General features: G+C 69.5%; 20 protein-coding genes and 1 pseudogene. 16 read left to right on the top strand and 5 right to left on the bottom strand.

Translation table 11 applies throughout. The annotated features are described in order from the left end of the window. Nucleotides 1-5: 5 nt before the first annotated feature. Nucleotides 6-1,316 carry a cytosine permease gene (locus AC07EQ_RS20995; RefSeq protein WP_478389601.1) on the top strand — a complete coding sequence of 437 codons (1,311 nt, stop codon included), beginning with the start codon at nt 6-8 and terminating at the stop codon, nt 1,314-1,316. Nucleotides 1,317-1,415: 99 nt separating this feature from the next. Here the strand turns inward: AC07EQ_RS20995 and AC07EQ_RS20990 are convergent. Continuing rightward, a pseudogene (locus AC07EQ_RS20990) lies at nt 1,416-1,736 on the bottom strand (nuclear transport factor 2 family protein); the annotation flags it as partial. A 130-nt stretch (nt 1,737-1,866) separates the two neighbouring features. Next, entirely contained in the window at nt 1,867-2,490 is a 624-nt protein-coding gene (locus AC07EQ_RS20985) for a TetR/AcrR family transcriptional regulator (protein ID WP_478389600.1), read from the bottom strand. 67 nt (nt 2,491-2,557) lie between these two features. On the opposite strand from AC07EQ_RS20985, the gene AC07EQ_RS20980 reads away from it, so the two are divergent. The 9 genes from AC07EQ_RS20980 to AC07EQ_RS20940 all read left to right on the top strand — a co-directional run bounded on the left by AC07EQ_RS20980 (nt 2,558) and on the right by AC07EQ_RS20940 (nt 10,421). Next, entirely contained in the window at nt 2,558-3,199 is a 642-nt protein-coding gene (locus tag AC07EQ_RS20980) for an MSMEG_1061 family FMN-dependent PPOX-type flavoprotein (RefSeq protein WP_478389599.1), read from the top strand. A gap of 13 nt (nt 3,200-3,212) precedes the next feature. Next, nucleotides 3,213-4,121: a PDR/VanB family oxidoreductase gene (locus AC07EQ_RS20975; protein WP_478389598.1), complete on the top strand. Its 909-nt coding sequence runs from the start codon at nt 3,213-3,215 to the stop codon at nt 4,119-4,121. Between the two features lie 363 nt (nt 4,122-4,484). Then, on the top strand, nt 4,485-5,432 hold the full coding sequence (bla, locus tag AC07EQ_RS20970) for a class A beta-lactamase (RefSeq protein WP_478389597.1): 948 nt from the start codon (nt 4,485-4,487) through the stop codon (nt 5,430-5,432). 228 nt (nt 5,433-5,660) lie between these two features. After that, nucleotides 5,661-6,689, top strand: coding sequence for an iron-siderophore ABC transporter substrate-binding protein (locus AC07EQ_RS20965; RefSeq protein WP_478389596.1), 1,029 nt, complete (start codon nt 5,661-5,663; stop codon nt 6,687-6,689). Beyond that, nucleotides 6,686-7,729, top strand: coding sequence for a FecCD family ABC transporter permease (locus AC07EQ_RS20960; RefSeq protein WP_478389595.1), 1,044 nt, complete (start codon nt 6,686-6,688; stop codon nt 7,727-7,729). Before AC07EQ_RS20965 ends, AC07EQ_RS20960 begins: the two co-directional genes overlap by 4 nt. Continuing rightward, nucleotides 7,726-8,781: a FecCD family ABC transporter permease gene (locus tag AC07EQ_RS20955; RefSeq protein WP_478389594.1), complete on the top strand. Its 1,056-nt coding sequence runs from the start codon at nt 7,726-7,728 to the stop codon at nt 8,779-8,781. Before AC07EQ_RS20960 ends, AC07EQ_RS20955 begins: the two co-directional genes overlap by 4 nt. Next, nucleotides 8,778-9,623: an ABC transporter ATP-binding protein gene (locus tag AC07EQ_RS20950; protein WP_478389593.1), complete on the top strand. Its 846-nt coding sequence runs from the start codon at nt 8,778-8,780 to the stop codon at nt 9,621-9,623. The genes AC07EQ_RS20955 and AC07EQ_RS20950 overlap by 4 nt, the downstream gene beginning before the upstream one ends. Nucleotides 9,624-9,723: 100 nt before the next feature. Then, a complete protein-coding gene (locus AC07EQ_RS20945; protein WP_478389592.1) occupies nt 9,724-9,882 on the top strand; it encodes a hypothetical protein in 159 nt (52 codons plus the stop codon). Next, nucleotides 9,879-10,421: a cysteine hydrolase family protein gene (locus AC07EQ_RS20940; protein WP_478389591.1), complete on the top strand. Its 543-nt coding sequence runs from the start codon at nt 9,879-9,881 to the stop codon at nt 10,419-10,421. Before AC07EQ_RS20945 ends, AC07EQ_RS20940 begins: the two co-directional genes overlap by 4 nt. A gap of 89 nt (nt 10,422-10,510) precedes the next feature. Here the strand turns inward: AC07EQ_RS20940 and AC07EQ_RS20935 are convergent, their stop codons facing one another. Next, a complete protein-coding gene (locus AC07EQ_RS20935) occupies nt 10,511-10,840 on the bottom strand; it encodes a hypothetical protein (RefSeq protein ID WP_478389590.1) in 330 nt (109 codons plus the stop codon). 128 nt (nt 10,841-10,968) lie between these two features. Here AC07EQ_RS20935 and AC07EQ_RS20930 point away from each other — a divergent pair, with 128 nt between their 5' ends. The 3 genes from AC07EQ_RS20930 (at nt 10,969) to AC07EQ_RS20920 (ending at nt 12,741) form a co-directional block, all read left to right on the top strand. Continuing rightward, nucleotides 10,969-11,199, top strand: coding sequence for a hypothetical protein (locus tag AC07EQ_RS20930; protein ID WP_478389589.1), 231 nt, complete (start codon nt 10,969-10,971; stop codon nt 11,197-11,199). A gap of 1 nt (nt 11,200) precedes the next feature. Beyond that, the gene (locus AC07EQ_RS20925; protein WP_478389588.1) at nt 11,201-11,446 is read left to right on the top strand and encodes a hypothetical protein; all 246 of its coding nucleotides are present in this window, start codon (nt 11,201-11,203) and stop codon (nt 11,444-11,446) included. A 74-nt stretch (nt 11,447-11,520) separates the two neighbouring features. Further along, nucleotides 11,521-12,741: a GNAT family N-acetyltransferase gene (locus tag AC07EQ_RS20920; protein WP_478389587.1), complete on the top strand. Its 1,221-nt coding sequence runs from the start codon at nt 11,521-11,523 to the stop codon at nt 12,739-12,741. A gap of 350 nt (nt 12,742-13,091) precedes the next feature. Here AC07EQ_RS20920 and AC07EQ_RS20915 read toward each other — a convergent pair whose 3' ends face one another. Next, a complete protein-coding gene (locus tag AC07EQ_RS20915) occupies nt 13,092-14,330 on the bottom strand; it encodes a polysaccharide biosynthesis protein (RefSeq protein WP_478389586.1) in 1,239 nt (412 codons plus the stop codon). Continuing rightward, the gene (locus AC07EQ_RS20910; RefSeq protein ID WP_478389585.1) at nt 14,327-15,829 is read right to left on the bottom strand and encodes a cell shape-determining protein; all 1,503 of its coding nucleotides are present in this window, start codon (nt 15,827-15,829) and stop codon (nt 14,327-14,329) included. The genes AC07EQ_RS20915 and AC07EQ_RS20910 overlap by 4 nt, the downstream gene beginning before the upstream one ends. A gap of 295 nt (nt 15,830-16,124) precedes the next feature. Between AC07EQ_RS20910 and AC07EQ_RS20905 the strand changes: the two genes are divergently transcribed. Genes AC07EQ_RS20905 through AC07EQ_RS20895 form a run of 3 tightly spaced genes read left to right on the top strand, consistent with a single transcriptional unit; the run spans nt 16,125 to nt 19,098 of the window. Continuing rightward, the gene (locus AC07EQ_RS20905; RefSeq protein WP_478389584.1) at nt 16,125-16,892 is read left to right on the top strand and encodes a CDP-alcohol phosphatidyltransferase family protein; all 768 of its coding nucleotides are present in this window, start codon (nt 16,125-16,127) and stop codon (nt 16,890-16,892) included. 2 nt (nt 16,893-16,894) lie between these two features. Further along, complete coding sequence (locus tag AC07EQ_RS20900) at nt 16,895-17,347, top strand: FAD synthase family protein (RefSeq protein ID WP_478389583.1); 453 nt, start codon at nt 16,895-16,897, stop codon at nt 17,345-17,347. Continuing rightward, nucleotides 17,344-19,098, top strand: coding sequence for a right-handed parallel beta-helix repeat-containing protein (locus AC07EQ_RS20895; RefSeq protein WP_478389582.1), 1,755 nt, complete (start codon nt 17,344-17,346; stop codon nt 19,096-19,098). Before AC07EQ_RS20900 ends, AC07EQ_RS20895 begins: the two co-directional genes overlap by 4 nt. Nucleotides 19,099-19,126: the final 28 nt, after the last annotated feature.

Genomic DNA, 19,126 nt, shown 5'->3' with positions numbered 1-19,126 from the left:
CGGACATGACAAAACCATCGGGAACAGCGCAAGATGCCCACACCGGCATCGAACTCGAGTCAGAGTTCGAGCACAGCCCGGTTCCACCGTCCCACCGGAAGTCGCTCCTGACGGTTTCGGCCGTCTGGTTCGGATTCCCCATGATCCTGACCAACGCCGTGCCCGGTGGCCTCGTGGTCGCCCTGCTCGGCTTCTGGCAAGGACTGGCCGCGATCCTGGTGGCCAACGTCATCATGTTCGCCTACGTCAGCCTGCTCAGCTACCGGGCCGGGCAGACCGGCAAGAGCTTCTCGCTCCAGGCGACCGAGACGTTCGGAACCGCCGGGTACGCGATCGCCTCCGGCTTCCTGTCCACAGTGGTCGTCGGCTGGTTCGCCTTCAACACGGGCGCGACCGGGGCGAGCCTCAACGAGGCGTTCGGCTGGAACGAGACCCTCGTGGCCGGCGCGGCCGGCGTCGTCTTCATCGCCGTGACCTACCTCGGCATCAAGGCGCTCTCCTGGCTCGGGGCGATCGCGGCGCCGCTGTTCATCATCGCGGCCGGGACCGCCATGGTCGTCGCGGCGAGCAACGGCGACTTCGGGCAGATCACCGAATTCCACGGGACCGGCGGTGGCGCCATGACGTTCGGGGTGGCGGTCACCACGATCATGGCGACCTTCGCCGACTCCGGCACCATGACGGCCGACTTCACCCGGTGGTCGAAGAACGGCCGCCAAGCCGTGTGGGCCACGGCCACGGCGTTCCCCGTGGCGAGCCTCGTCGCGCAGCTCAGCGGCGGCATACTCGTCGCCGCCGGCGCGATCGCCTCGGCCGAAACGGCGGGTGGTGACTTCACGCCGATCCTCACCGGCGTGGGAAGCCCGGTCCTCAACGTGCTCGTCGTCGTGTTCGTGGTGATCAACCTGGGTTCGGTCTGCACCCACTGCCTCTACAACGGGGCGCTGGGCTGGTCGCACCTGGTCCGCTCCAAGATGCGGCTGCTCACCCTGGTCCTCGGCGTGATCGGCGTGCTCGTGGCGCTGCTCGGAGCCTGGGACTACTTCGTGAACTGGCTGTCGATCCTCGGCGTCCTGGTGCCGCCGCTGGGAGCGGTGCTCATCGCGGACCAGATCATCCTCCGCGGCCGCCTGGCCGGCCGTGCCGAGACCAGGTTCCGCCCGACGGCGTTCATCGCGTGGGCGGCAGGTGCGGCGGTCGCGCTGCTCGTGCACGTGGTCGCGCCGTCGTTCTCGGACGCGGTGGTCGGCCTGCTGGTGGGCCTCGTGGTCTACCTGGCGGTAGAACTACCGCGGAAGCAAGTTCCGCAGGCGTGAGGAGAGGGCCCCGACGGGGCCCTCTCTGCGTTCCGGCCGCGAAGCGTCGCGGTGGCCTTGGACACCGGCCGATGCGTCCACGGCGGGTGACAGCCGGCATCAGGCGGGTTGCAGGACTTCTATGTCGCCGATGGCGAGGTGCACGTCGAAGATCCGGTCGTCGATGCGCCAGCCCACGGATTCGCGGCGCAGGTGGTCGCGGTACACACCGAAGCATTCGTACGGTGGCAGCGAGGATCGCGCGCCTGCACCGTAGTGGAAGACGCGAGCCTTGCAGGTCGCAACGGCCGTGTCACCGTGGATCTCGATCAGATGCGTGCCCAGCAGGCGAACGCTGAGAACCCGCGGCGGTGCGAGTGTCGTAGGTGGGTTATGCGCCTGCGGCGCATGCAACACCCATCGACATGCGGCTTTGCGACCCGCGGCTACGGACCAATCAGGATGAAAACGCTCATTGGATGTCGAGCGGGATCATCGCCTCGTCGCCGTTCCGGCAACAGCTCCGGTCCCGGCCAATGAGACGTCGACGGAATCCGCTGAGGCCGGACATTCACCGGCTCGCGCGCAGGTAGCCGGTGATCATCGCCACGAGCTCGTTCTCCAGCCGCGTGGTGTCGATGGAGCCGGGCGCGGCGATGAGCTGGTGCACGGTCAGCTCCACAGTGGACGCCACGAGCCGGGCGGCCGTGTCCTTGTCCCGGACCCGGACCTCCGCGTGGCGGTCGAGCAGATCCCGCAGGCCACCGACTATCTCCCACTCGTGCCGGGTGACCCGCTCCAGCAACTCGTCGGAGCGGGGCGCCTGCTCGATCATGATCCGCAGCAGCTGCGGGTCGTCGAGATGGTTTTCGATCACCACTCGCACGAACGCCCGGACGATGTCCTCGAGCGACTCCGGCAGGTCCTCGTACTGGCGGAGCGTCGCGGCCGCCCGGTCGCCGTCGAGGTGGCGGGTCAGCAGCTCGGCCAGGATCGCGTCCTTGTTCGGGTAGTACTGGTACAGCGAGCCGATCGAGATCCGCGCCCGCTCGGCGATCCGGTTCGTGGTACCGGCGGCGTAGCCGTGCTCCGCGAAAATGTGAGCAGCCGCGGTGAGGATGCGCTGCCGGGTCAGCTCGGCCCGGACCTGGCGCGGCTGTTTGCGCGGCTGGAGCCGGCGCTGCTCCAACGTCATGGCACCCCCTGCGAACCGGCGCGAAAGCGAGTAGCGCACAAACCGAATGATTGCTCATAATTGTGCCATGACCAGCACTGATCGCGTCAGCGAGACTCGCCCGCGCCGGGTCTCCTTCGAGGAGGTCCGCGCCCGGCTCGGGGAGCCCGAGGCCCTGATCAAGGCCAAGGTCCACGACCGCATCGACCGGCACTTTCGCCGTTTCATCGCCCATTCCCCGTTCCTGGCGATGGCCACGTCGGATGCGACCGGCCTGCCGGACTGCTCACCGCGCGGCGACTACCCGGGGTTCGTCAAGGTGCTCGACGAGCGCACGCTCGCGATTCCCGACCGGCCGGGCAACAAGCTGGCCGACTCGTTCCGCAATCTCGCCGAGAACGACGGGATCGGGCTGATGTTCGTCGTCCCCGGGGTGCGGGAGGTGTTGCGCGTCAACGGTCGTGCGTATCCCACCGACGAACCGGACGTGCTCGCCCGGATGCAGACCGAGGGCAAGGACGCGGAGCTGGCGCTCGTCGTGGAGGTGGCAGAGGTCTTCTTCCACTGCGGACGCGCGCTGATCCGGTCTCGGCTGTGGGATCCCACGAGTCAGGCCCTGGCCGAGGAGTTGCCGTCGGCGGGTGAGATGGCCGCCGAGCAGATGGGGGTCGACGTCGATCCGGCGGCGCTGGAGAACATGCTCGAAGCCGGCTACCGGCAGCTGTACTGAGGGGATCCGCTTGATGCAGCGAACAATTCTCGACCACGTGGAGCCGGTCGCCGAGGGCGTCGTCTCGCTCGTCCTGCGCGGCGCCGAGGGCCCGCTGGCGCCCTGGGAACCGGGCGCACACGTCGATCTGGCACTGCCCAACTGGCTGACCCGGCAGTACTCGCTGTGCGGGAACCCGGCCGACCGCGACAGCTACCGCGTCGCCGTCCGCCACGACCGGCTCAGCCGGGGCGGCTCGGAGTACGTCCACCTGTTCCTGCGCACGGGCCGCGCGCTCGAAGTCTCGGTGCCACGGAACAACTTCCCCTTGCTGCCCGCACCGGAGTACCTGTTCCTCGCCGGAGGGATCGGCATCACCCCCATCGTGCCGATGCTGACGGCGGCGGTCGAAGCGGGAGCCTCGGCGACGTTGGTGTACGTGGGCAGGGCGGCGGCCACCATGCCTTTCGCCGACGAACTCCGAACTGCCCACGGCGATCGGGTGCGCATCCACGCCACCGAGGAGCACGGCAGGCCGGATTTCGCTGCGCTGGCGGCCGCGCTGAGCCCTCGAGCGCTGGTGTACTGCTGCGGCCCTGCGTCGATGCTCGACGCGGCCGAGGCGGCTTTCTCCGCGCAGCGGCTGCACATCGAGCGTTTCCGTCCGGCAGTCAAGGAGTTCGCGCCCAACAAGCCGTTCGAAGTGCACTGCGTCCGATCAGGACGAAGCGTGCAGGTCGGCCTGGAGGAGTCCATGTTGAACGCGCTGAACCACGCGGGGTATCGGATACCGTCCGGCTGCCGCGAAGGGGTTTGCGGCAGTTGCGAGATCGTCGTCATCGACGGGGAGCCGGAGCATCGCGACGACATCGGCGCGCCGCCCGGTCGCATGTACTGCTGCGTCTCCCGCGCGCTCTCGTCCGGCCTCACCGTCGACCTCTGACAGCGCCTTCTCCGGGACGCTCCGGTGGATCTTCAGGCCCAGCACCCGGTGAGCGCAGTCGGATCGCCGAACGCTACCGCGACGCCGCCGAACGCATCGCCGGCATCGCAGCGCGTGCTCGCCGGCACAGCTGGAAGCCATCGCGAAGGTCATGCCCTCCGCGCGCACCGGCCGCGCAGACATCCCAAGACGGCCCACATGCCCCGCCCGGTTCCGTCCTCGGCGGTGTATCCGCCCTGCACCGAGCACTTCGGCATGTCGCTCCCCCACTTCACCCCGCAGACGCGGTTCCCCCATCAGCCCCTGACGGCGTGCAGGGGCCGAGATCACCAGTGGTGGTTGCAGTCCTGCAAGATTGATCGGGTGCAAAGCGAATCCGAACGGAACCTCGTGCAACGATCCATCTCCCGTCGCGCTCTTCTCAGCACGATCGCACTCCTACCGGTGGCTGGGTGTGCTCAAAGCGCACCGATGGCGAACCCGCCCTCAAGCCCCACCGCTCCACCGACGACGTCCGCATCCGCTCTCCCGCCGACCGACGGCGACCTCCTCGCGTTGGAGCGAAAGTTCGACGCACGCCTCGGGGTCTATGCCCTCGCCACCGGCACCGGCACCGCTATCGCCCACCGGGCCGACGAGCGGTTCCCGTTCTGCTCGACGTTCAAGGCACTGGCGTCGGCGGCCGTGCTGCACCGCAATCCACTGTCCCATTTGGACACACTTGTCACCTACACCGAAGCCGACCTCATGAAGAGCGCGAGGATCACCAGCAAGCACCTGGCCACCGGGATGACCATCCGCCAGCTGTGCGACGCCGCGGTCCGCTTCAGCGACGGCACCGCCGGCAACCTCCTGCTCCGCGACCTCGGCGGCCCGGCCGAACTGACGGCGTACACGCGAAGCCTTGGCGACACGGTCACCAGAATGGACCGAGTTGAACCGATGATCACCGAAGCCACCCCCGGCGACCCCCGCGACACCACCTCTCCCCGCGCGATCGGCACCGACTTCCACCGCATCGTGCTGGGCGACGCCCTGCCGACCGACAAGCGCGCCTTCCTCCTCGACCTGCTGGAGCGCAGCGTCACCGGCGCCAAGCGCATCCGGGCCGGCTTGCCACCGGGCTGGACGGCCGCCGGCAAGACCGGGACGGGCGACTACGGCACGGCCAACGACATCGCAGTCGTGCGGCCCCCGAACGGCGAGCCGCTCGTCATCTCCATCATGTCCAGCAGGGCCGCGAAGGACGCCGAGTACAACGAGGCCCTCCTCGCCGAGGCGACCACCAACATCGTGGAGAGGCTTGCCTGACGGAGACATCGAGCCGCAGGCCGCCGATGCAGGGGTGGTCGTGGCCGCGCCTCCGATGTCGGTCTCAGATCACAGCGCCCGATCTGTCCGGACGAACAATCATGCTCTAGCTTTAGGTTAGCCTAAGCATACTGATCGGGTCGGTGTGCGTCCGTCCTGCGGCTCCGAGGTGGTTCCGCGTGCGTTACCGCCGCCTGGGCTCGGGGCTCGACGAAAGGGGTTCTTCGCATGCGTCCACGCCTCCTGCGGACCGCCGTCGTCGCGGCCGTCGCTGCGATGGCGCTCAGCGCTTGTTCGTCCACGAGCGGGAACGACACTGCTCCGGACACGGTCGCCGGGGACGCGTTCCCGGTCACGATCAAGCACGCGTTCGGCTCCACCACGATCAACGAGAAGCCGGCGCGGATCGCCACCGTGGCGTGGGCCAACCACGAAGTGCCCCTGGCGCTGGGAATCGTGCCCGTCGGCATGGCGAAGGCCAATTTCGGCGACGACGACGGCGACGGTCTGCTGCCGTGGGTCGAGGCCAAGCTGGACGAGATGAACGCCGAGCCGCCGGTGCTGTTCGACGAGACGGACGGCATCGACTTCGAAGCGGTGTCCGACACGCGGCCGGACGTGATCCTCGCGCCGTACTCCGGGCTCACGCAGGAGGAGTACGCGACCCTCAGCGAGATCGCCCCGGTGGTCGCCTACCCCGAATCCGCGTGGGCGACCTCCTGGCGCGACAGCATCACGCTGGGCAGCAAGGCGATCGGCCGATCCGCGGATGGTCAGCGGCTGATCGCGGACATCGAGCAGCAGATCGCCGACGTCAAGGCGAAGTACCCGCAGCTCCAGTCGAAATCGACGATGTTCATGACCCACTTCGACACGACGGACCTGAGCCAGATCGGGTACTACACCACGCACGACACCCGCACGCGGTTCTTCGAAGATCTCGGCATGCGCACGCCGGGCAGCATCGCGGAGGCGTCGGCGACCACCGACAAGTTCGCCCTCCGGCAGAGCGCCGAGCAGATCGACGTGTTCGACGACGTGGACATCGTCGTCGGCTACGGGGACGAGGAGGTCGGACGCGCACTGGCCGCCAATCCGCTGTTGTCCAAGATGCGCGCCGTGTCCAACGGCTCGATCGTCATGCTGCCCGGCAGCTCGCCATCGGGAACCGCGGCCAATCCGACGCCGATGTCGGTGCCGTGGGTGCTGGACGAGTACGCGAGCAAGCTCGCAGCGGCCGCTGATCGGGTCAAGTGAGCGAGACGACCGACCAGACGACCCTGGCGGCGGGGAGCGCGGGACGCTCAGGTCGTGTGCGGGCCGTCTGGCTGCTCGCCGTGCTGGCCGTCCTGTTCGCGGCCGTGATCGCGTCGGTCGTCGTCGGTGCGCGCGGTGTCTCCGCCGCCGACGTCCTCTCCGGTGTGCGCGGCGCGGACGGGACGCTGGCGGAAGCTGCAGTCGCGCAACGCGTTCCGCGCACCCTGCTGGCAGTCCTCGTCGGCGCGGCGCTCGCCATGGCCGGGACGGTCATGCAGGGGGTGACGCGCAACCCGCTCGCGGACCCCGGAATCCTGGGGGTGAACCTGGGCGCCTCGCTGGCGATCGTCACCGGCATGGTCTCGTTCGGCCTGGTCAGCGCCGCTTCCCACGTCTGGGTCGCCATTTTCGGTGCGGCGGCGGCCGCGGTGTTCGTCTACGCCGTCGGCTCCCTCGGTCGCGGCGGTCCGACCCCGCTCAAACTCGCCCTCGCGGGGGCGGTGACTTCGGCGGCGCTCGCCGCGCTGATCAACGCGGTCGTCCTGGCGCGCAACGACGTCGCGTCCACCTTCCGGTCCTGGCAGGTCGGTGGTGTCGGCGGTGCGTCCTTCGAGCGGATCGGGCAAGTGCTGCCGTTCCTGGTGGTCGGGATGGTGATCTGCCTGCTCACCGCACGCGGCCTGAACTCCCTGGCGCTGGGCGATGACCTGGCTGCCGGGCTCGGCGAGCGCGTCGCGCTGATCCGCGCCGGCGCTGCGCTCGGCGCTGTCGTGCTGTGCGGCGCGGCTACCGCGGCGGCGGGCCCCATCGGGTTCGTCGGCCTGGTCATCCCGCATCTGTGCAGGCTGCTGATCGGGGTCGACCACCGCTGGCTGCTCCCGTTCTCCGCGCTGGGGGGAGCGGTGCTGCTGACGTTCGCCGACGTCGTCGGCCGTCTCGTGGCCAGGCCCGAGGAGATCGACGTGGGCATCATCACCGCGCTTGTCGGGGCGCCGTTCTTCGTCTGGATCGTCCGCCGGCAGAAAGTCCGAGCCCTGTGAACGCCACCGCCCTCTCCAGCGCCCCCTCGACCGTCGATCTCGTGATCCGCACCAGGGTCGCCCGGTCCCGTCGCCGCCGAATCGTGATCGCGGTGCTCGTCGCGCTGATTCTCGTGTCCGCGGCGGTGTCGCTGATGATCGGCCAGCGGTTCTACCCTCCGGGTGACGTGATCGCCGTGATCCTCGGGGAGCGGGTGCCGGGGGCGTCGTTCACCGTGGGACGGCTGCGACTGCCGCGCGCAGTGCTGGCGACGCTCGTCGGACTCTGCTTCGGCCTGGGCGGCGTGACCTTCCAGACCATGTTGCGCAACCCGCTGGCCAGCCCCGACCTGATCGGCGTGAGCGCGGGCGCCAGCGCCGCCGCGGCGTTCGCGATCGTGTCGCTCTCCCTCTCCGGCGCCGCCATCGAGGTGTTCGCCATCGCCGCGGGACTCGGCGTCGCACTGCTCATCTACCTGCTGTCCTACCGCGGCGGAGTCGCCGGAACCCGGCTGATCCTGGTCGGCATCGGAATCGCGGCGATGCTGGACAGCACGATCAGCTGGGTGCTCAGCGAGGCCGGGGAATGGGACCTCCAGCAGGCACTGCGGTGGCTGACCGGCAGCCTCAACGGCGTCTCCTGGTCCGACGTCGTCCCCGTCTCGTGCGCCGTGATCGTGCTGGGACCGCTGCTGTTGGCCCAGACCCGTCGTCTCGCCACCATGCAGCTCGGCGACGACGTCGCCGCGGCGCTCGGCGTGCGCCTCAACCTCACCAGGGTGGTCGTGATCGTCTGCGCGGTCGGGCTGATCTCGTTCGCGACGGCCGCCACCGGCCCGATCGCGTTCGTCGCGTTCCTCTCCGGCCCGATCGCCGCCAGGCTCGTCGGACCGAGTGGTTCGCTGCTGATCCCCGCGGCACTGGTCGGAGCGCTGCTCGTGCTGCTGGCGGATTTCAGCGGTCAGTTCCTGCTGGGCGCTCGATACCCCGTCGGCGTCGTCACCGGCGCGCTCGGGGCCCCCTACCTGATCTACCTCATCGTTCGCACCAATCGTGCTGGAGGATCGCTGTGACCACCACCCACGGCCTCGCGGTGGATGAGCTGACCATCGGCTACGGCGATCGCTCGGTCATCAGCTCGCTGGACCTGGTGATCCCTCCTGGCGAGATCACCGTGATCGTCGGAGCGAACGCTTGCGGCAAGTCGACGCTGCTGCGCTCGATGTCCCGCTTGCTGGCCCCGCAGGCGGGCCGGGTGCTGCTGGAGGGCAAGCTCGTGCACCGCATGCCCGCCAAGGAGCTGGCCCGCCGAATGGGCCTGTTGCCCCAGTCGCCGCTCGCCCCGGAGGGCATCACGGTGACCGAACTCGTCGGCCGCGGGCGCCACCCGCACCAGGGCATTCTGTCTCGCTGGAGCAAGGAGGACGATGCGGCCGTCGCGGCGGCCCTGGAGGCGACCTCGACGACGGAGCTGGCAGACCGCGCCGTGGACGAACTCTCCGGCGGTCAGCGACAGCGCGTGTGGATCGCCATGGTGCTCGCCCAGCAAACCGATCTGCTGCTGCTCGACGAGCCCACGACGTTCCTGGACGTGAGCCACCAAATCGAGGTGCTGGACCTGCTCACGGACCTGAACCGCTCGCGCGGTACGACGATCGTGATCGTCCTGCACGACCTGAACCTGGCCGCCCGCTACGCCGACCACCTGATCGCATTGGCCAACGGCGGCCTCCACGCATCGGGCGCCGCCGACGAGGTCCTCACCGAGGAGGCCGTGCGCGCCACCTTCGGGCTCGAATGCCAGATCATCACCGACCCGATTTCGGGCAAGCCGCTCATGGTCCCGATGGGCAGGCACCACACCCGCGCCGGAGGAGATGCTGCGGCGGAAAGGGCCGGCAGGGGCACGATCTGACCGCCGGCTCAGGGTGATTGCGAACGCGTTCAACGCCATCCGCGAAGTTCGGTTCGGCGGACTCGCGTTCCCCCTGCATGGGATGCGCCCCGATCCCCGTATGCGCGCGATCTCAGCGGCCCCCTACTTCGCTGGGACCATCGCGACCGGTAGCTTCACCCGTGCACTGTTGACCATCGCGATCACCACGACCGCCGGGCCGGCCGTCCTGTTCACCGCGGGGCGCCGGATGCAGCGGCCGGACAGGAGCCTCTCGTGACCACCGCACTGATCATCGGCGACGTCCAGCGGGGCATCACGAGCAACTATCCGTTCGCCAGGCAGGTCAAACCGCCGCTCACCGAACTGCTCCCGCGCGCCCGCGCGGCCGGTGCCCTCGTTGTGTTCGTACGCTTCGCCGTCCGGAGCAACGGAGCCGACTTGCCGCCGGGCAACGCGATGTTCAGGACGTTCCACGAAGCCGGGGACACCTTCCACGAGGGATCGGCCGGAACCGAGATCGATCTGCCGGTCGCCGACGAGGACGTCGTCGTGCTGAAGCGCCGTGCCAGCGCGTTCGCCGGCACAGATCTGGACCTCGTGCTCCGCGCCGGCGGCGTCGACACCCTCGCGATCGCCGGAGTCGCGACCAGCGCAATGGTGGCCGCGACGTGCTACGACGCGGCGGACCGCGGCTACGAAGTGACCGTGCTGCGGGACGGTTGCGCCGACGACGATCCGGCAATGCACGACTTCTTCATGGACGCCGTCTTCCCCAGTCGGGGATTCGAGGTCGTGCCCTGCGCCGGTTGGTCGTAGAACTCCGCTCCGGGCCGGGGAAGTAACCATCAGCGCACGCGGTGATGGTTCCTCGCCGAGCCCGGCACGGCCGCGCCGCCGTTCGTGGTTCACGGGAGTCCGAGCGTTGCCGGGTCTACCTCGACCCAGCCGGTTCGGTTGAAGCGAAAGCCATCCGGCAGACGGACGGGCGAAACCGGTTGCGGCTGCTGGTCGCGCCAGCACGTGAACAGGTGCGGCTGGTGCCAGCGCCCGTCTTGGCGCCGTGCGTCGTTGAGATCGTCGTTGATCCAGTCGTTCCGGCTGATGTCGTTCTTCACCCGGCGCCACGCCTCGTCCAGATCCTTGACGTGGCCGTGGAAGAGGACGTCGTCGACGGTCAACAGCGATCGAACGGTCCGGGTGCTGTCGGCGGCGTAGCAGGAGAAGCCCTTGCCCATGCCGGTTTTGCGGCGACCTCGACGGGGCGCTGGCCGACCTGACCGAGGCCAAACGGCTGGCCCGCGAGTTCGGGTCGCTCAGCCTCAGCGACGAGATCTTCATCGACCTGCGCCTGATCGATCTCCACGTGCGGCTCGACGAGACCGCGCGGGCGACCGAGATGATCGACGCGACCCGGGAGCGCGCGCTGCGCTCGGCGACGCCCGAGATGGCGATGCTGCTCGACGCGCGGGAGGCCGGCCTGGAGGTGCGGCTCGGTGGCCTGGACCGGGCGCGCGAGCTGATCGAGTCTGCCGATCGTCGCGGTGGTGGCGGTGACCGTGGCCGGCCTCGCCGCGCTGTACGGGCAAAACCGTGACGTGGCCGTCATTCTCGGCGCGGCGGCCCGCCTACGGGGCGCCCACGACCACACCGACCCGCAGGTCCGCACGCTGACCAGCCACGGCCGGGCCGCGCTCGGCGACGAGCGCTTCGCCGAGGCGTACGAGCTCGGCTGGCGACTGGACGCACCGGCGGCCCTGACCCGGACCGACCCGGCGCGGCTGCGCCGCGCGGCACTGCCCGCGGCGGATGCACCGGGCCCGGCCGTAAATCGCTTGATCTAGCCACAGGTCGACGCTGCAATGTGACGGGACACCACGAGTCGTGGTGCCCGCATCCCGGGGAGGCAGCGGCAGCGATGGAGATCCGTTCCACTACCGACCAGGACCTCGACGTCTTCGTCGACACGGTCCATGCCGCGTTCGGGCGCTTCCCGGAAACCCCGCCCGATGGCGGCGGGGGCTGGTGGTCGGCGCTCGAAATGGACCGCAACCTGCTCGCCACGGCGGCGGACGGGCGGCCCGTCGGCACCGCCGGTGCGTACTCCTTCGAACTCACCCTGCCCGGCGAGATCCCCGTCCCGGCCGCCGGGGTGACCGCCGTCGGCGTCCTGCCCTCGCACCGGCGCCAAGGCGTGCTCAGCGCGATGATGCGACATCAGCTCACCGAGCTGCGGGCCCGAGGGGAGATCCTCTCCGCACTGCTGGCCTCCGAGGCCCTGATCTACCGCAGGTTCGGCTACGGACCGGCGACCTACACGCAGCGGCTGATCGTGCCACGCCACCAGGCAGCCCTCGCCGTCCCCCGGGCACGCGGAACGGCCGACGCCCCAGCGACCGGATCGGTCGAGCTGCTGCGGCGTGCCGAGTGCGGCGAAATCCTGGAAGAGGTCTACGACCGGTACCGCCGCGCACAGCCCGGCGCGCTGTCCCGGCCGCACCACTGGTGGGCCTTGGGCGCGGGGCAGCCCCCGGTCTCTCCGGCGCCGCGCTACGTCGCCGTCCACCGTGACGCCGACGGCGTCGCGGACGGGTACGCCAGCTATTCGCTCGGCGAGCCCGGCACTTTGACCGTCGACGAGACCGTCGCCACCGACGACGCCGTCTTCACGGCCCTGGCCCAGTTCGTGCTCGGACACGACCTGGTCGCCCAGGTCGTGTTCAAGAAGTTCCCGCCCGAGCACCCGCTGCGCTGGCAACTCGCGGACTTCCGCGCCGGCCAGGTGGATGACGACACGGACTGGCTCTGGGTGCGGCTGCTGGACGTCCCGCGTGCGCTGACCGCGCGCGGCTGGTTCATGGACGGCGAGCTCGTCCTCGACGTCGACGATCCGTTCCTCGGCGAGCACGGCCGCTACCTGCTGACCGTCCGGGACGGCCAGGCCGACTGCGTCCCGACGGACCGGGAGCCCGACCTGTCCCTGGACGTCAGCGATCTGGGCTCGGTCTACCTCGGCGGCACCGCCCCGAGCACGCTCGTGCGTGCCGGACACATCCGGGCCCACCGCCCGGGCGCCGCGATGCTCGCTGACGCCCTCTTCCGCGCCGAGCGCTCCCCGCACTGCCTGCACTGGTTCTGATCAACGGCACCACGACGCAGATCTCGTTCGTGGCAGGAGCGCCTCGGCATTCGCAGTGGTCTTCCCTCTCGACTCGCAGTCACCTGACGCGCACAGCCCATGCTGCGGCTGGAACAGCAACAGCTCACGTATTCCTTGACGTCGCCCCACTTCCGTCGCGCCGGGCAGCTGACCCTTCATCAGCTTCGAGCGTTCCTGCGCGACAACCTCGCTCGCACGAGGTGATGTCCCTCGTGGCCGCCCGCCGGCGACTGATCATTTCCACCCGCCTCCCCCTGAAATCCATTGCTGCAGCAGGACGATTACCGGACTGGCAGGATTTGCACGCGCGCCCCCTTGCCCCAGTCCGGTCAGGCGGTTCGTGCTTCGCGTCGTGAGCGGATCGCCAGGCGTCGCACGTGCCATGCCGAGTAGATTCCGCCGCATGCCATGAGCCACGGGACGGCGATCACCGAGCCCGACAGGACTGTTACGACCGCGACCAGCACGATGCCCAGCGCCGAATCCGCAAGCCGGACGAGGAAGAGCTGGCGTGACATGCGCCGGGCGACCACCTCGGTGACATGGGGCAGTCCCGCTGCCCAGACCATCAAGTACGCGACCCACCCGAGCACCAGCAGGGGGTCCACGGCTTGACCGGTCAGCAAGGTGCCCAGGGGGTTGGCGAGCAACGTCAGCGCGACGCCGCCGACTCCGGTGCCGGTGATCAGCAGCCACGTCGCGCGGTGGACGAGCCGCTGCGCGGCGACGGCGTCGTGCCTCATCTTGGCGACGAAGTTCGACAGCAGGAAACTGCCCGCGCCGTTGATCACGACCTGCAGCGGCGCGACGACGAGGCGACCGGCTTCGAGCATTCCCACCGCGGCCGTGGACACCAGCAGCGCGACCAGGGCGCGTGAACCGAGGAGTGCGGCCGGACGCAACGCGGCCTGCAAGGATCTCCAGGCGGCGAACGACATCACCGCGGGCAGACCGGCGGTTCCGGCCCGCAGCTGCCGCAATTCCGCTGCGGGCAGCTGCACAACGCCCACGAACACCGCTGCGGCCGCTCCGACGGCCATCGACAGGAACAGCGCCGGCAGCGAGACGCCGGCCACCACTGCTGGTGCGAGCGCGAGCACCGTCCCGGTGACGTGCACGATGTCGTTCCCCACGAGGTGCCAGAACTGCAATCTGGCCATGAGCAACCGCCGCACCGTTTCCGCGGCCAGTCGCAGCACTACCATCGTCCCGAAGGCCAGTGCGGTAGCTGGTTCGCCGTCGCGCAGCAGCAGGGCCGTGCCGACTGCGGCGGCGAAGCACAGCGTCCAGCCCGCGAGGGCGCTGGTGACGATGCTGGCCCGGATGCGGGGTTCGCGGCGGTCGAGGACCGCTAGCGAGTCACCCACCCAGCCCGTGTACAGCGCGATCGCCGTCACCAGCAACGCCAGCAGCAGCACGAAGGATCCGAACTCGGCGAGCCCCAGCGTGCGGGCGGCCAGCACTTGGAGCACCAGGCTCGTGCCCGCGGTGATGCCCTGCGACAACACCGGGGCGGCGACCTTCGGGATAAGGCGCCGTTTCGGCGCTCGCGCGCCGGTCGTGGTCATCGGGATGGTTGGGGGGCGGGAGATTCGCCGGCGCGCCAGGCCGGGGCCGCCCCGGCGAACGTCAGCACGTACCCGGTGATCGTCCCGCCGAACAGCTGCAGCTGCTCGCGCAACCTGCGCAGCGAACCGAGATCGCCGTCGCGCCGCACCGTCACCACCACCCCGTCAGACGCGCTGATCAGCGACGTCGTCTCCGGCTGGGAGATCAGCGTGGGCAGGTCCACCAACACCAGGTCGTAGCGCGACCGCATCTCCGCGATCACCTGCTGCAGCAGCCCGGACCGCAGCTGCTCCCGGGAGTAGGGCTGTCCGTGCCCCGCGGGCACCACGCTGAACCCGACACCGTTGCCCAGGTGCACCGGGTGCGCCGACTGGGCCAGCGACGCGGTCCCGGTGGCGATCGAGGTCAGCCCGGGCCAGTCGGCCAGGCCCAGCATCTGCGACAAGTCGCGGGAGCGGAACGCGGCGTCGACCACCAGCACCTGCAGGCCGTCCCGGGCGGCGGCGCCGGCGATCTGCAGCGTGGTCGTCGTCGCTCCCTCGCCGCCGGACGGGCCCGTGACGAGTACGACTCCCCTGCCCACCGTCGACCGCAGACCGGAGGCCACCAGCTGGTAGGAACGCAGCGGCGGGACGCCCGGTCTGCGCAGCGCCAGGATGGCCTGGGCGGGCAGCGTCTCGATCTCGCCGAGCACCGGTTCGTCGACGACGCGGGTGAGGTCGTCGGCATCGCGCACCCGGTGATCGCGATCGGCGCGGAACCAGGCCAGCGCGGCCGCGAGCATCAGGCCGACGGCCGTGCCGATGGCGAAATCGCGCAGGACCCCGCGCCAAGGGCTCGTGCCGTCCGGCGACGCGACATCCACGAACGACACCCCGTCGGCGAACTGGGCCGCCACCACCCGGATCCGGGTGATCTGCTTGTCCAGATCGCTGAGCGTCGAGCCGGCGGCCGAGCCGACGGGGCTGTCCGGCGAGACCATGCCGGCATCGGCCACGATCGCCGCGCGTTGCGCGTTCAGCGTCTCCAACGCCTTGTCCGTGGTGGCGACCACCTCGGCCCTGGACCGGTCCTGGTAGGCGGCGATGACGGCGTTGGCGATCAGCACGGAACGCTCGAAGCCCGGCCCGTCGACGTTGATCTCGATGGACTCACCGCTCGAGGAGGCGTCCGCGGTGATGGCGGCGCGCAGCTGCAGCACGGTCTCGTCGCCGCCGAGCCGGGCACGCGCGTCGTCGAGCACTTCGTCGGAGGTGACGAACAAGGCCCGCTGCTTCACGTATCGGAGGAAGCTCGACTCGCTGGCCATCTCGATCCCGAGCACGCCGGTCTGGTCGGGTGCCTTGAGCACGATGCGCGCGTGGGCGCTGCGACCGTCGCCCGCCACCAGCGGGACCAACAGGCTCGTCAGCACCGCTGCTGCCACGATCCCCAACGAGATCCAGCGATACCGCCACAACGAACCGAAGATCGTCGGTGCCGGGTGGGCGTCGTTCATCGACCGTCATTCCGCTCTGTGTGCCAAAAGGGGGATTCCTCCGGGCAGGCCGGCGCTCATCGGTAACGCACCGGGCCCCTGCGGCGAATACCGCGTGAGCGCAGTGATCGGAAACCGCTAGGAAGATCGCGGCTGATGAGGCAAGTCGACCGGCCGGGCCACCCGGGAGGAGAACTACCGATATTTTCAGTATTCAGACGATGGTGATCGCCTGTCAAGTTCCTCCTCCCGGCGGCGCCGTCCCTTGGCCTACCCAGTGATTTCCGTGCTTGTTGCACAGGAAAGAAAGGCTTCGATGACCACCACCGACATGCCGAAATCCGGCTTCGCGGCGGCGTTGCGCCGGTTGCCGTCCGCGCAGAAGTCGGCCAAGGGGGCGCCGGCCTACTCGCGGTTCGTCAACCGCAGAGCGGGTGGCTACCTCGCGGCGGCCGCCTACCTGCTCAAGGCGACCCCGAACCAGGTCACCGCCGTCAGCGCGCTGTTCACCTTCGCCGGCATCACCGCCGTTGCCACCGCCGCACCGTCGTGGCCGCTGGGCATCGCGGTGGGCCTGGCGCTGGCCGTCGGGTACGCGCTGGACTCGGCCGATGGGCAACTCGCCCGGTTGCGGGGCACCAGCAGCATCGCGGGCGAGTGGCTGGACCACGTGATCGACAGCGCGAAGATCGCCACCCTGCACCTGGCCGTGCTCGTCTGCGCGTTCCGGTTCTTCGACCTCCCCAGCGGTTTCCTGCTGGTCCCGCTCGGTTACGCCGCCGTCGAGACCGTCATGTTCTTCGCGATGATCCTCAACGACCAGTTGCGCCGCGGCCATCAATCCGGTTCCCGCGCACCGGCGCCCGCCGGGGGGCCGCCTTCGATCCTGCGGTCGTTGCTGGTCCTGCCGACCGACTACGGAGTGCTGTGCCTGGCTTTCCTGCTGCTGGGATCCCCGATGGCGTTCTCCGCGATCTACGGCACGCTCTTCCTGCTCAACACCGCCTTCCTCGCCGCGGCGCTGCCGAAGTGGTTCGGCGACATGGCGCGCCTCGACGGCGCCGCTGCGGAACGGGTGCGGTGACGATGCCCACCATCGGATACGCACCCGGCGCCTTCGACATGTTCCACATCGGACACCTCAACATCCTGCGGCGAGCCAGCAAGGAATGCGACCACCTGGTGGCGGGTGTGGTGACCGACGACGTCCTGCTGAAGGTGAAGGGCCGCAAGCCGGTCATCCCCTTCGAGGAGCGGTTGGAGATCGTGCGCAACATCCGGTGCGTCGCCGAGGCCATCACCGACCAGTACGAGGACAAGTTCCGCATGTGGGAACACCTCCGGTTCGACGTGCTGTTCAAGGGCAGCGACTGGCGCGGCACGGCACGCGCCGACGCGTTGGAGCGCAAGCTGTCCGCCGTCGGGGCGCGGATCCGCTACTTCAGCTACACCACCCACACGTCCAGCACCCTGCTGCGGCAACGAATCCCGCTCCTCTCGCCCAGCGTGCTCGGCGAGCTGGAGCCCGGGCCGGCATGAACCGCCCGCGTCGCCGCGCCCGGCTCGTGCCCGCCATCGCTGTCGTGACCGCGCTGCTGGCGGCCTGCACCGCGAACAACAACGGCACGACCGCAGCACATCCCATCGACGCGACGATCACCACGACCGACTACCCGGTGCCCGCCGGCGCGCTCGTCGTCGCCACCAACGGGAAAGACTCTGCGCAGGGCGATATGGCGCGACCACTGCGCAGTCTCGGTGAGGCGGTGCGCCGAGCGCAGCCCGGCGCCACGGTCGTCCTGCGCGAAGGGACGTACCGGGAGACGGTCGGCATCATCGGCAAGAAGTTGTCCATCCAGCCGTATCCGCGTGAGCGCGTCTGGCTCAAGGGCAGCCGGGTGGTCGCGCAGTGGTCCCGCGACGGCGATGTGTGGCGGCACGCGGGCTGGAACCCACCGCTGTGCCGGACCTGCTTCCTGCCTGAGATCATCGACCCGGCGCATCCGCTGGCCGGGCTTCCGGACATGGTTTTCGTCGACGGCACGCCGCTTCGGCAGGTGGGCGAGCGGAGATCGGTCGCCGACGGCACGTTCTACGTCGACGTCGCGCGCGAGGAATTGGTGATCGGCGAGGACCCGGCCGGGCGGTTCGTCGAGGTGACCGAGTTCGACTGGCTGCTGCAGTTCGACGGCGCGGGAGCCGCGGGCAGTTCGCTGCGCGGGATCGGGATCGCGCACTACGGCTCGAACCAGAAGTACGGTCAGCGCGGCGCGATGGTCGTGGTGAACGCGCCGTCGGTGGTGTTGGAGAACAACACCTTCGCCGCTTCCGCCTCCAGCGGCGCAGCGGTCTTCCAACCCGATGCGAACGTGATCGGCAACCAGTTCCTCGACAACGGTCTGGTCGGCTTGATGGCCAACCGGGCCGACGGGCTCCGGTTGGACTCGAACACCTTCGCGCGCAACAACAACGAGAACTTCGCCTTGACCGGCGAGGCCATCGGAGCGGCGGGTGCGAAGGTGACGCGCACGAAGCGGGCGTGGGTGTCCGACAACACGTTCGCCGACAACATCGGCACCGGCTGGTGGTGCGACCTGGGGTGCACCGACGCCGTGGTGGTCCGCAACATCGCGCGGGGCAATGCCGTGAACGGCCTGTACTACGAGGTTTCGGCGAGAGCGCTGATCGCGTCGAACGTCGTGGTTTCCAACGGCGGGCGCGGCATCAAGGTCTCCAGTTCCGACCACGTCCGGCTCGTGCACAACACGTTCGTCGACAACAAGATCGAGCTCGGGCTGTACAACGACAAGCGGTCTGCGAGCTCGGACCCCTACAGCGCGGAACTAGGCCTGTCCTGGACCACGTCCGACACCGAACTGGTGAACAACTTCCTGATCAGGCAGCACGACACCGAGCCGTTCATCGAGTCCGCCGACTACAAACCACACCCCAAACCGGCGTCACCGTTCGTCTTCGCCAGCGACGGCAACGCCTTCCTGCGGGCGGCGGGCCCGGCACCGCTGGGCACTTGGTCGCTCGGCTCGGGCGAGGTCGTCACGGTCCACACGCTGCCGCAGTTGCGGGCACGGACGGGACTCGACCTGCACAGCCTGGCGGCAGCACCGCCGCCCGGGCCGTTCCGCGATCCAGACCGGGGCGACTACTCGCTTCGCCCGTCCACGCCGGGTGTCCGCGCCGGTCAGGCCCTGCCGCCGGACGTCGCCCGGATCGTCGGCATTCCACCGCTGGACCACCCCGACATCGGGGTGCTCACCGGCCCACGCGGGTGAGCGCGGGGACGCCTGTTCCGACGTCCCC

The organism is Saccharopolyspora sp. NPDC045839 (assembly GCF_056431645.1).
The sequence above is the reverse complement of the archived record's forward strand: the minus strand, read 5'-3'. Positions and strand labels throughout refer to the sequence as shown.